The organism is Siphonobacter sp. SORGH_AS_1065 (assembly GCF_030818595.1).
Lineage (GTDB): Bacteria > Bacteroidota > Bacteroidia > Cytophagales > Spirosomataceae > Siphonobacter.
The window spans coordinates 155,836-167,845 of sequence record NZ_JAUTAM010000008.1; the positions used below are offsets into that span (position 1 = coordinate 155,836).

At 45.3% G+C, this 12,010-nt stretch carries 12 protein-coding genes; 6 read left to right on the forward strand and 6 right to left on the reverse strand.

Going from position 1 to position 12,010, the window contains the following annotated elements:
* Window positions 1-160 precede the first annotated feature (160 nt).
* The 6 genes from QE390_RS23200 (at window position 161) to QE390_RS23225 (ending at window position 6,600) form a co-directional block, all read left to right on the forward strand.
* Window positions 161-442: a DUF427 domain-containing protein gene (locus tag QE390_RS23200; RefSeq protein ID WP_307144112.1), complete on the forward strand. Its 282-nt coding sequence runs from the start codon at window positions 161-163 to the stop codon at window positions 440-442.
* Window positions 443-493: 51 nt separating this feature from the next.
* Window positions 494-1,876, forward strand: a complete 1,383-nt coding sequence (locus QE390_RS23205) for a mercuric reductase (RefSeq protein WP_307144113.1) — start codon at window positions 494-496, stop codon at window positions 1,874-1,876.
* Entirely contained in the window at window positions 1,873-2,823 is a 951-nt protein-coding gene (locus tag QE390_RS23210; RefSeq protein WP_307144114.1) for an ABC transporter ATP-binding protein, read from the forward strand. Before QE390_RS23205 ends, QE390_RS23210 begins: the two co-directional genes overlap by 4 nt.
* Window positions 2,823-4,394, forward strand: a complete 1,572-nt coding sequence (locus tag QE390_RS23215) for an ABC transporter permease/substrate-binding protein (protein ID WP_307144115.1) — start codon at window positions 2,823-2,825, stop codon at window positions 4,392-4,394. Before QE390_RS23210 ends, QE390_RS23215 begins: the two co-directional genes overlap by 1 nt.
* On the forward strand, window positions 4,366-5,532 hold the full coding sequence (gene egtB, locus QE390_RS23220; protein WP_307144116.1) for an ergothioneine biosynthesis protein EgtB: 1,167 nt from the start codon (window positions 4,366-4,368) through the stop codon (window positions 5,530-5,532). Before QE390_RS23215 ends, egtB begins: the two co-directional genes overlap by 29 nt.
* Before the next feature lie 126 nt (window positions 5,533-5,658).
* Window positions 5,659-6,600, forward strand: coding sequence for an L-histidine N(alpha)-methyltransferase (locus QE390_RS23225; RefSeq protein WP_307144117.1), 942 nt, complete (start codon window positions 5,659-5,661; stop codon window positions 6,598-6,600).
* A gap of 57 nt (window positions 6,601-6,657) precedes the next feature.
* Here the strand turns inward: QE390_RS23225 and QE390_RS23230 are convergent, their stop codons facing one another.
* From QE390_RS23230 to QE390_RS23255, 6 genes are all read right to left on the reverse strand, one after another.
* Window positions 6,658-7,887: a multidrug effflux MFS transporter gene (locus tag QE390_RS23230; protein WP_307144118.1), complete on the reverse strand. Its 1,230-nt coding sequence runs from the start codon at window positions 7,885-7,887 to the stop codon at window positions 6,658-6,660.
* A gap of 161 nt (window positions 7,888-8,048) precedes the next feature.
* On the reverse strand, window positions 8,049-8,753 hold the full coding sequence (locus QE390_RS23235) for a hypothetical protein (RefSeq protein WP_307144119.1): 705 nt from the start codon (window positions 8,751-8,753) through the stop codon (window positions 8,049-8,051).
* A 106-nt stretch (window positions 8,754-8,859) separates the two neighbouring features.
* On the reverse strand, window positions 8,860-9,447 hold the full coding sequence (locus tag QE390_RS23240) for a Crp/Fnr family transcriptional regulator (RefSeq protein ID WP_307144120.1): 588 nt from the start codon (window positions 9,445-9,447) through the stop codon (window positions 8,860-8,862).
* Window positions 9,448-9,691: 244 nt separating this feature from the next.
* Entirely contained in the window at window positions 9,692-10,600 is a 909-nt protein-coding gene (locus QE390_RS23245; protein ID WP_307144121.1) for an AraC family transcriptional regulator, read from the reverse strand.
* A gap of 14 nt (window positions 10,601-10,614) precedes the next feature.
* A complete protein-coding gene (locus QE390_RS23250) occupies window positions 10,615-10,959 on the reverse strand; it encodes a DoxX family protein (RefSeq protein WP_307144122.1) in 345 nt (114 codons plus the stop codon).
* Between the two features lie 25 nt (window positions 10,960-10,984).
* Window positions 10,985-11,761 (reverse strand): SDR family oxidoreductase, encoded by a 777-nt coding sequence (locus QE390_RS23255; protein ID WP_307144123.1) that lies wholly within the window; start codon window positions 11,759-11,761, stop codon window positions 10,985-10,987.
* Between the last annotated feature and the right edge of the window lie 249 nt (window positions 11,762-12,010).

A 12,010-nucleotide genomic window follows, 5' to 3' on the forward strand; every position in this document is an offset into this window, starting at 1 on the left:
AGCAAAACGCTGGCAGCATTGGGTTATATAGATAAGTGAGACGCTCTTGCTTCATTTGATAGCTAACTATTAAGGCATTATCTCTCTGATTAATGCCTGGTTTAACGTGAGTATAGGTATAATTTTTTTAACAAATGGTTATGCATACTTACGAACAACTATGAAAGCCATTTGGAATGATCAGGTGATTGCAGAAAGCGATCAAACCATTGTGATCGAAGGTAACCATTACTTCCCTCCTGAGTCCATTCATCGGCAATGGCTCATTGATTCCCCAACGCATACCGTGTGCCCCTGGAAAGGAGTAGCCTCTTATTTTACCTTGCTTGTGGATGGTAAGGAAAATAAAGATGCCGCCTGGGTATATCCAGACCCTAAACCTGCGGCGGCTGAAATCAAAGCCTATGTAGCTTTCTGGAAAGGCGTTCGAATCGAAGCCTGATTCCTTCCTTCATTTATTCATCATACCTCTTCAGTTTTCTTAGTGTTTTACATGAAAAAGTACGATATCATTATTATTGGGGCCGGACAGGCGGGCGTTCCCCTAGCCATGAAATATGCGAAAGCTGGACAAAAAACAGCCCTGATTGAAAAAGAATTAGTGGGAGGCTCCTGCGTTAATTATGGATGTACGCCTACCAAAACCATGATTGCCTCTGCTCAACTGGCGTACAAGGTAGCTCACGGTGCCGAGATGGGGATTGATATTTCTGGCTATCAGGTCAATATGACTAAGATTCGGGATCGGAAAGAGGAAGTGGTAACGATGAAACGTTCGGCTTCGGAAGAAAAGCTCGAAGAACTGGAAAATCTGGATCTGGTCTACGGTAACGCAAAATTTACGGGTGATAAGACCTTAGTCGTAACGGGAAAATCGGGAAAGGAAGAAGCATTAACGGCGGACCTGATCTTCATTAATACGGGAACGCGGCCTTCCATTCCTGATGTCGAAGGACTTTCTGAGGTTGACTATTTAACCAATAAATCCATTCTGGAATTAACCGAAGTTCCTGACCATTTACTCATCATTGGCGGAGGTTACATTGGTATGGAATTTGGCCAGATGTTTCGTCGGTTTGGAAGTGAAGTTACCATTGTAGAATCTTCCGAACGATTGCTATCCAAGGAAGATGAGGACGTGGTTGATGCATTGGAAAGCATATTGACCGACGAAGGAATTACGATTCTGAAAGGCTATAAACTAGAAGCAATATCGAAAAAAGATGCTTCCATTGAAGCCAGTCTGTCGTCTGATTCGGGTGGAAAAAAGGTATCTGCTTCTCATGTTTTGATTGCCGTAGGTCGCGAGCCCAACAGCCTTGATTTAGGGCTGGAAAGTACAGGCATTAAGGTTGATGAAAAAGGATATATCCAAGTGAATGAGACCCTGGAAACATCAGTATCCGGCATTTACGCTCTGGGGGAAGCCAACGGCGGTCCCGCCTTTACCCACATCGCGTATGACGATTACCGAATCGTGTCCGAAAACTTACTCAACCAAGGAAACCGCTCTACCAGTGATCGTCCTTTTCCTTACTGCATGTTTACCGATCCGCAATTAGGTCGGGTAGGGTTAACCGAACAGGAGGCCCGCAAAAAAGGATTGACTATTCAGATTGCTAAAATGGAGGCCAAAAGTGTAGCCCGTTCGCAGGAAGTGGGCGAGACCCGTGGCCTGTGGAAAGTGGTGCTGGAAAAGGAAACGGGTAAAATCCTCGGAGCAGCCATTCTGAGTTCGGAAGGCGGGGAAATTATGTCGTTTTTAGAGATAGCCATGATGGGTAATCTGACGTATGAGCAATTGCAAAATGGCGTTTTTGCTCATCCTACCTATGCCGAATCGCTAAATAATCTTTTTACAAAACTTGAAGAATGATCGTTGCTGAGCGGCTAACCAAGGCGTTCGATGGATTGAAAGCCGTTGATAACGTGTCTTTTGAGGTGAAAGAGGGCCAGACGATGATTTTGTTGGGCACCAGCGGTTGTGGGAAAACCACCACGCTGAAAATGCTGAACCGTTTGATCGAAGCGGATTCGGGGCGGGTATGGATTCAGGGGAAAGATATTTTCTCAACAAAACCCGAAGAACTACGCCGAAACATGGGGTACGTTTCCCAAAATAATGGGCTGTTTCCTCACCTGACAGTAGCCGAAAACATTGCCGTAGTTCCCGGCTTATTGAAGTGGGAAAAGTCGAAAACCCGGCAACGGACCGAAAGCCTTCTGGACCAGTTGAATCTGCCTTATCGGAGTTACGCTCATAAATATCCTGATGAATTAAGTGGAGGTCAAAAACAACGCGTGGCCCTGGCCCGAGCGTTGGTGTCCGACCCACCCCTGTTATTAATGGACGAACCTTTCGGAGCATTAGATCCCCTGACCCGCTCGGCTATCCACCAGGAATTTAGAGAATTACCTGAACTACAACGCAAAACCGTAGTCATGGTAACTCACGACATGACAGAGGCTTTTGAACTGGGCGACCAGATCGCTTTGATGCATCAGGGAACGATCCGGCAGCTAGGAACACCGGAAGAACTAATGTTCAGACCCGCAAGTGACTTCGTCAAGGATTTCTTTCAGCACCAGCGGTATCAGCTTGAGTTAAAAGCCTTGAAACTAAAGGAGATATGGCCTTTTCTTTCGGATAGTCAGGAGTTAATTACGCCAACCCTTCAGAGTGAACAAAGTCTTTGGGAGGCGATGGAATGGTTGGCAGAAAAGAAGCCCGCAGTGGTGAAAAATGAGTTAACGAATTCCTTAAAAACCCTCAGTTTACCGATTCTTCAAACCGCGTATCAGCAGTATAAAGACCAGTTTTAATGGAGCAGACTTTAGGGCAATTCATGCAGCAGCAGGCTCCCAAGCTTTGGCAACAAACGCTGACTCATACCGGGTTAACCTGTATGTCACTGCTATTGTCCGTACTGGTAGCCCTGCCGTTGGGCATATTCATCGCCCGGAAACCCAAAGCCGCCGGAGTGGTATTGGGTATCGCGGGTATATTACAAACCATTCCCAGCATTGCTCTGCTGGGTTTTCTGATTCCATTGCTGGGCATTGGGGCTATCCCTGCCATTACTGCCCTGTTTTTGTATGCTTTATTACCCGTCATTCGGAACACATTTACGGGCATTACCGGAGTAGATCCTGCCATTACCGAGTCTGCTCGGGGTTTGGGGATGAATTCCTGGCAGGTGTTAACTCAGGTAGAAATACCTCTGGCCCTGCCCGTAATTCTGGCGGGTATCCGTACGGCGGCGGTGATCAACGTCGGCGTAGCTACCCTGGCGGCTTACATTGCTGCGGGTGGGCTGGGCGAATTCATTTTTGGCGGAATTTCCCTTAATAATACCCACATGATTCTGGCGGGAGCCATTCCAGCGGCCTTGCTGGCTCTGGCTTTCGATGTGGTATTGTCCTTCGTCCAGAAACTGTCGAGTCGTCGCCTTCGCAAAGCGGTATGGATTATTCCTGCGATCTTGCTATTAAGTAGTTCGGCTTACGTTATTCCCAGCTCCCAGCAAAAGATGTTGGCTGGGTTTACTCCCGAATTTATGGGCCGCGAGGATGGGTATCTGGGACTTACTTCTGTGTATAAACTCGACATTCCGACGGTAGTCATCAGCGATGCGGTCATGTATAAAGCGGCCTTCGAGCAAAAAATTGATGTCATCAGTGGCTACAGCACCGATGGCCGCCTGAAGGCTTATGATCTGGTAACCTTAACCGACGACAAAGGTATTTTTCCGCCGTATTATGCGGCTCCAGTGGTGCGGGTGGAGGTGTTAAAAACCTATCCAGAGGTGGAGCCGACGCTTAACCTGCTGGCCGGGAAAATCAATGACTCCGTCATGACCGAGCTCAATTATCGGGTGGATTATCGTAAACAGTTACCCGAACAGGTAGCCCGCGAATTTCTACAAAGCCAAGGGTTGTTGAAAAATCAGGAAACTTCTAGAGAAGGAAAAATCCGGCTGGGCTCTAAAATTTTTGGCGAGCAGTACATTCTGGTACATATGTATAAACTGTTGCTGGAAGGGTATACGCCGTTATCGGTTGAATTGAAAACGGGTTTGGGCGGTACGAAAATCTGCTTTGATGCCCTCACTCACGGAGAAATTGACCTCTATCCCGAGTACACAGGAACGGGTTTATTAACCATTTTAAAAGCCTCGACCGCTCAACAGAAGCAGCTCGGACCCAACCGCGACCGGGTCTATGCTTTTGTTCAGAAAGAGTTTCAGAAAAAGTACGAGTTACAGTGGCTTAGTCCCATTGGATTTAATAATGCGTACGCACTCATGATGCGGCGTTCGCAGGCTCAGGCCTTTGGCATACACACCATATCAGACTTATCAACCTATGTTTCCAACCACCATCTCCAGCCTTAAGGAAGCCTATCTGGAAGTAAGGGATTACTCCAGAATGATTTGCGAACCGCTTGAAATTGAGGATTATGTTCCGCAACCCGTGGCTTTTGTGAGTCCGCCCAAATGGCACCTGGCTCATTCTACCTGGTTTTTTGAAACCTTCATTCTGAAAAATTACAAGCCTGATTATCAGGTTTTCCACGATGACTTTAACTACCTCTTCAACAGCTATTATAACAATGTAGGAGATCGGGTGCTGAGAACGGATCGCGGTAACATGACCCGCCCTTCCGTTGAAAAAGTCTACGCCTACCGCCAGTATGTCGATCAGCACATGGAAGATTTGCTGGATACGCTGGAAGACCCCGAAGCATTGAAATTGATTGAGTTGGGGCTACACCACGAACAGCAACATCAGGAACTGCTGGTTACGGATATTAAATACATTCTGGGCCATAACCCTACTTTCCCGGTGTATTCCTACGAACAATCGTTATCGGACGCCAGAAATCAGCAAAGCGGCTGGCTAAGTGTAGAGGAAGGCGTATATAACGTAGGGTATGCAGGTGATGGCTTTTGTTTCGATAATGAATTAGGACGACATAAGGTCTACATACAACCCTTCGAAATCAATAAATCGCTAGTTACAAATGCCGAATACCTGGAATTTATGCAGGCAGGAGGCTATACAGACTTTAATCTGTGGCTGGACGAGGGATGGTCATGGGTTAAAGAAAATGAAATAAAAGCCCCTATGTATTGGCATAGAATTAACGGGGGATGGCATACGTATACATTAGCGGGCCTGGAGAAGTTAGATCCTGAAGCCGTATTGAGTCACGTTAGTTATTACGAGGCTGCTGCTTTTGCTCAGTGGAAAGGCCTGCGTCTGCCTACCGAGTTTGAGTGGGAAGTAGCCGCCGACCAGCTTGACTGGGGGCAACGCTGGGAGTGGACGAATAGTGCGTATTTACCCTATCCGGGTTTCACGAAAGCGGCAGGAGCTGTGGGCGAGTATAATGGAAAATTCATGGTGAATCAAATGGTGCTCCGCGGGGCTTCCGTTGCTACTTCTCCCAAACACAGTCGCAAAACCTATCGTAACTTTTTCCACGCACCCGAACGCTGGCAGTTCACCGGCATTCGTCTGGTGAAATGAGTTATTAGTGGTTGGTTGTTAGTTATTAATTCTATGCTATCTACCAACCACTAATAACTAACAACCAGAGAAACCAACCGCCAGAAAACAAAAAACATCAACCCAAACACGAACAACCTCACACGAATGGTTACTACGGCATTTCATCAGGCAATTGAGGAGGGTCTATCCGCTTCCAGTAAATACATTTCTTCCCAGTTTTTTTATGATGACCAGGGAAGCCGGATTTTTCAGGACATTATGCGAATGCCTGAGTATTATCCCACCAGTTGTGAGTTTGAAATCCTTTCATTTCAGGCTTTACAAATCATTAATAAACTGGATTTTTCCGAGCCTTTCAATATCGTGGAATTAGGGGCGGGAGATGGTATCAAAACGCTTCAACTGCTTCGTAAACTCACGGAATTGGGGGCCTATTTTCATTATGTCCCAATTGATATTTCGGCAGAGGCCATTCAGGCTCTGGAAGAAAACATGTCCCGTGAATTACCTTCTTTATCCATTAAATCACTGGTAGGAGACTATTTCACGCAGATGGAAGTATTGGCTCAATCGGACATTCCATGTCTGTTTTTATTTCTGGGGGGCAACATTGGTAACTACGAAGCCCCGCAAGTGGATGATCTGTTAAGCCAGTTTTACGAGCAAATGAAACCCGGAGATAAATTACTGACGGGTTTCGATTTACAGAAAAACCCAATTACCATTCGCCGGGCTTACGATGATTCACAGGGAATAACGAAAGCTTTTAATATCAATTTATTACACCGCATCAACCGCGAAATGGGTGGTATGTTTTTACCGGATCAATTTGATTTTTATTGCGATTACAATCCTAAAAATGGTGAGGTAAGAAGTTATCTGGTAAGCTTAAAAAGCCAGGACGTGTACATCGAAGATCTGGAACGCAGCTTCCATTTTGATCAGAATGAACTCATCTGGACGGAGTTATCCCGTAAATATACGTTTGCTGAAATAGAGCAGGTAGCCAGAAAAAATGGATTTAAAGTAGTGAATCATTTTCTGGATTGTAAACATTACTTTACCGATAGTTTGTGGGTGAAGTAAGGCTTTTTAGAAAAAAGGAGTGGTATTTATGTTTGGATACCACTCCTTTTTTATTGATTAATGGAAAAGAGCAGCCTCAGAATCCTGCTGCACGTCTATCTGTCGGGTAATCGTTCTTCTTCCGACCAACAATACCAGCAAAGCAATGCTGGCCGATCCTGCCATACCTGTCACCATCGGCAAAGCAGAAGGTTCTTCAAACTGACTCATCAATACCGATATCAGCGTACCCATACCCATTTGTAACGCTCCCATCAGAGCCGACGCACTTCCTGCATTCTTGGTAAAGGGAGCCAGCGATAAAGCCGCTGCGTTAGGGTTCGTAAAACCAATGCAACTCAGAAATAAGAACAGGAAGACCAGGGTAATGGGCAGCGTCAGCCAGCCGCTAATGGCTACAAACAGGAAAGTAAAGGCAATGATCACCTGACTAGTCAGAGCTACAATTACAATTTTTTCGCTTTTGTAGGTACGAAGTAATAAGGTGTTTACCTGACTTGAGCCAATAAAACCTACAGAAAGAAAGGCGAATATCCAGCCGTAGACTTTTTCATCGGTATGGAAAACCTCCATAAACAAAATGGGTGAGCCGGAGACATAGGCAAAAAGTCCCGAAAAAGCGATGGCTCCGGTGAAAGCATAGGTATAAAACTGAGGCTCCCGTAAGACCTTCCAGAAGTTGAGCAGGATAGGCTTTGGCTTTAGCGAAATCGAAGAATCGGGCTTGTAACTGTCTGGTAGCCACATGAAAACGGCTAGTAAGATAGCTATTCCCATGCCCGTAAGAATAATAAATACCATTTCCCAACCGTAAGCCGAGGTGACATAGCCACCCACGGTGGGGGCAATCATGGGGGAAGCCCCAACGACCAGCAGAAGGAGAGAAAATACCTTGGCATTATCCTGTACGGGAAATAAGTCACGTACCATGGCAACCGATGCCACCGCCGCGGCACAACTGCCAATAGCCTGAATAACCCGCATGAAGATGAGAGCATTGATATCATCGGCAAACGCACAACCGGCGGAAGCCAGGATGTAAATGACCAGTCCAATAAACAATGGTTTTTTTCGGCCAAAGCGGTCGAGTAAAGGACCATAGAGTAATTGTCCCACGGATATACCAATGAAAAAGCCGGATAGGGAAAGCGAGACTTTGGCAGCGGTTGTGTTCAGGGCTTTGGCAATGGCCGGAAAACCCGGAAGGTACATATCAATGGAAAAAGGACCTAACGCAGTAAGACTGCCCAAAATCAGAATTAAAAAGAAATACGTTTTTTTAGACATTAGGAAAGAAAGAGTAAAGACCCCAGCTAATGAAGAAGGATTAAGTTTGATAATTACTATACAATAAAACGGAAGTAATAATTTCAAATACCCCAAAATTAGGGCTGAACTCAACCAAATCTGTTCTTTAGTAACGACTCTGGGGAATCGGTTACAGGCAGTTAGGAAGTAACGTTGCCCATTAACTTCTGCTTTAAAATTTCAGCCCGCTCCCGGCCCGCCTCGTAATGAAGATCAAGTTTGATGGCCAGTTCCAGGTATTCCAGCGATTGCGGTCGGTACTTTTTCGACTGATGCTGATTGGCCCAGGCCCAGTAAGTAAAACTCATCGTTTTGGCGTCTGCATAGATAGGATTCTGCTGGTATTTTTCAATGATCGACTGGAAATCATGCCGGGCTACTTTGCGTTTGCTAAAGAAAAACCACGGCAGATTCTCCGCCACACTTCCCCGCAGAAATTCAGGAGCACTGGATACCGTAGCATAAGCACGAACCGCTTCATCAAATAAAGCAAATGCTTTGCTGAGCAGAATTAACTTCTTCGTCTCGGCTCCTGCCAGCGAAAGAGCGGAGGCACGATAGGCCAAAATAACCGGGAGCAATTCAGGCGTCGCATCAGAATTTTCCGCCAATGCCGTAAGTAGATCGAAGCTTTTCTGAGCGTAGCCCCGGTAACTGGTTTTGGACAAAAACGACAGATTGAGGGCTAGTTCGTGATAAACCACCCCGAGCCGGACTTTAGTAAGTTCATTTGGATGACGGGTGGCTTCCTGCTCAACCGCCACTAGTTTTTCCTTCAGGTAAGTGTGGTCAATGATTTCGATGACGTCCTGTAACTGTTGTTCGTAACTTCTAACCTTTTCCAAAGTAAGAAGCTGAGGGTTTAAATGGGTAGCTGCCATGAGGAGTGTCTTTGTGTGTTAAGATGGCACAAAGGTCAGCCCCTCATTAGGCTCCAGACGTTGACTTAAGTTAGCTTCGTTCCTGCAAGGCAATTCTTTTCCGAATTCGGCTCAAACTTTCGGGGCTAATTCCCAAAAAGTTTGCAATGTACTTCTGTTGTACTTTCTGAAACAGATCGGGGTGCTTTTTTAGGAGATTCTTATACCGCTCCTCGGGCTTCTCGGACGACAGCGACATAGCAATTTCGGTGGCTCGTTGGGCAACCATTTCAGCCATTAACCTCCCAAAGGTTTCGTATTTGGGACATTGCTGGTATAACTGAAGCAGGTTTTCTCTTTTAATCAGCAACAGGTCTGTTTCCTGCAACGCCTGTAACGAAAAAATACTGGGCACGCGGTGGGTAAGGCTAGTAAAGTCGGTCAAAAAACTATGCTGAAACGAAAAGTCGCAGGTTTTCTCGACGCCCTCTTTGGTATGAAAATGGCGAACAATCCCCTCGTTAACGAAAGCAATGAACTGGCAGACGTGGCCTTCCTGTAAGAGAAATTCATGGCGTTGCAGGTGCAGAGGCACAAAATACGTGTCTAGTAAGGCAAGTTCTTCAGAGGTTAACGAGACAAATTGCTGGCAGTAGTGTTTGAGGAGTTGAGTAGTCATGAATGAACCTGAGGTACCGTACCGATTTTGGTTGCCAATATTAACTACTCTTGGTCAGGTTTCAATTATGATCTATTCACTTGAGTGAGGGGGAAGCTTGCAGATGCTTTCTAACAATTCATAATCGTCAAACGGTAAACCCCACTCCTAGGGCTCGTCTGCGACGCTCAGGGTTGCAAACGCAGATTAAAGAAGAAAAAAGAAATACGTTATGGCTGCCAGTGAAAAAGGTACATCTAGTTGCTCAATTAAACGATTGCCTGAATTCCAGAGGACTCTGTTTTGTCTTAGTTTTGAAGAGTTTACTGAAGGACTGTGAATGCTCAAAACCCAAGTCATACGCAATTTCGCTAACCGTCAGATCGGTGGTGGATAGTTTTTCCTTCGCTTTATCAATGAGTTTATTGTGCAAGTGTTGCTGCGTGGTCTGGCCCGTTAGTTGCTTTAATAAACTATTCAAATATTTAGGAGACATCTGAAGCTTGTCTGCGATATACTGAACGGTGGGTAATCCTTTCGTGAGTAAAGCGTCGTTATCGAAATAATGGGTTAATACTTCTTCCAGTCTATCCAGCGTTTTATGACTACTAATTTTTCGGGTAATAAACTGACGCTCATAAAATCGTTGGGCATAAGTGAAGAGCAATTCCAGTTGGGCTATAATAACCTCTTGACTGAATTTATCGATATTTGAATGATACTCACTTCGAATATGATCTACAATACCGTTAATGATGGTTTCTTCCTTATCTGACAGAAACAAAGCTTCACGGGCCGCATAAGCGAAATATTCGTATTGCCTGATTTTTTTGGCTAAAGGCGTATTCCACAGAAAATCGGGGTGAATAAACAACATCCATCCTTCCAGATTCACCGGTATACTTTCGTCCTGTCCCCGCAGAATTTGTCCGGGAGACATAAACGCCATCAACCCTTCGTCGAAGTCGTATTTCTGTTGACCGTAGAGGAGTTTGTCACAGCCTCTTTTAAGCGACACGACGTAAAAATCAAGCAGAACCGCCCGGATATCCGAATGATTTTTAAATCCAGATACATCAATAATCCCAATCAGGGGATGATGAGGCTTGGGCAGGCCTAACAGGTGGTGGATTTCAGATATGGATTTAATTCGGTAGGGTTTTTCAAGAGCCATAATGAGGTTTCATTTTAAGGTTCGAGGGGATGTTTTAGCCAAATGAGAACCAACGGCAGGGCAAGAAAGGGGATTTCCATCAAAGCAAAGCGACTTTGCCCGGCATTTAAGGCAAAAGCCATGAGTAAAACGATACTAATAGCATTCAAACTATTACCAAGGAAAAAGGTTGGCGGGAAAAACAGCATCAACCCTACCACGATCGAAAATACGCCTAAATATGGAAGAATGGTTTTGTTAATACCCAATTGTGTCATCATCTCGGTTTGCTCAGGACTGGTAGCCTGGAAAGAATCCCATCCGTGTTTAATACTTAAAAACGCGGAAACAAGCAGGAGTAATAGGCTAATTATTTTCATACAAGAATAGTAAAAGATTGAGAAACTAATTTCCGTACATGGTTGATGCCCCCATCCTGGCCTGCTGAGAAATGATGAATCGGGGAGCCAATCGGCTAAGAATTCGGATTACTTTAGACAGACCGGGAAAAACCTCATCTTTATCTTTCCGCATGCCTTCGATGCCCGCGGCCACAATTTTTTCCGGAGCCATCAGTAAGCTGGAATCAAAGCCGTCTTCGTTCTTGAATTGATCATTTAGGGGTGTGGACGATCCCGGAGCTACCAATTCAATTACCTTGACCCTGGTGTTTTTTAACTGCACCCGCAGAGCCAGTGTATAGGCACGTAATCCTGATTTGCTGCCGCTATAGATGGGTGAAATCGGTAATGCTAGCAATGCAATACCAGAAGTAACGTTCATGATAGCCGCGTGGGGCTGTTGTTTGAGGTGGGGCAAAAACTGTTGCACCATTCGGATCGGCCCCATCAGATTGATTTCTATTTCACGGGTAATATCCAGTAGGGTCTGAGGCTGGTGAAGACTAAGTTTCCGCATCTCACCAGCGTTGTTGATGAGCATATTTAGGTTCGGAAATTGGCGGATCACCTGCTCATGCAAATCAATGATGTCTTCCACCTTACTCACATCACTTTGAATGATATGGACATCAGGAAGTTTTTGCTTTACGGCCTGTAACTTTTCTGAATTTCTGCCAGTAATGATAACGGTATTTCCCATAGCCAGGAGCTGGGAAGCGAATTCATAGCCAAATCCACTTGTACCGCCCGTAATAAGGATGGTGTTGTTTTGTAGTACCATGGTCTCTTTGTTTGATTGGGACAAAGTTCGATCTGGTTCAGGCAACGGATGTAGCCAAAAAAGACAATCTTGAAGTGAAAAGAGAGGAAGTTATTGCTGGTAAATCAGGGAGGGTTTGGAAGGCAGGAGGAACCTGTCGTTAGTTTAGGAACTAGATAGAATATCGCAGCTGAGGTTAACTCATACCTGTCTCAAATGTTGGAAGAGACCTTATTGTAAAAGGGGACGGGGTATAATCGAACTACTCTG

Coding starts and splice junctions, on each gene's coding strand:
- QE390_RS23200 (WP_307144112.1), top strand. CDS start 161: ATGAAAGCCATTTGGAATGATCAGGTGATTGCAGAAAGCGATCAAACC.
- QE390_RS23205 (WP_307144113.1), top strand. CDS start 494: ATGAAAAAGTACGATATCATTATTATTGGGGCCGGACAGGCGGGCGTT.
- QE390_RS23210 (WP_307144114.1), top strand. CDS start 1,873: ATGATCGTTGCTGAGCGGCTAACCAAGGCGTTCGATGGATTGAAAGCC.
- QE390_RS23215 (WP_307144115.1), top strand. CDS start 2,823: ATGGAGCAGACTTTAGGGCAATTCATGCAGCAGCAGGCTCCCAAGCTT.
- egtB (WP_307144116.1), top strand. CDS start 4,366: ATGTTTCCAACCACCATCTCCAGCCTTAAGGAAGCCTATCTGGAAGTA.
- QE390_RS23225 (WP_307144117.1), top strand. CDS start 5,659: ATGGTTACTACGGCATTTCATCAGGCAATTGAGGAGGGTCTATCCGCT.
- QE390_RS23230 (WP_307144118.1), bottom strand. CDS start 7,887: ATGTCTAAAAAAACGTATTTCTTTTTAATTCTGATTTTGGGCAGTCTT.
- QE390_RS23240 (WP_307144120.1), bottom strand. CDS start 9,447: ATGACTACTCAACTCCTCAAACACTACTGCCAGCAATTTGTCTCGTTA.
- QE390_RS23245 (WP_307144121.1), bottom strand. CDS start 10,600: ATGGCTCTTGAAAAACCCTACCGAATTAAATCCATATCTGAAATCCAC.
- QE390_RS23250 (WP_307144122.1), bottom strand. CDS start 10,959: ATGAAAATAATTAGCCTATTACTCCTGCTTGTTTCCGCGTTTTTAAGT.
- QE390_RS23255 (WP_307144123.1), bottom strand. CDS start 11,761: ATGGTACTACAAAACAACACCATCCTTATTACGGGCGGTACAAGTGGA.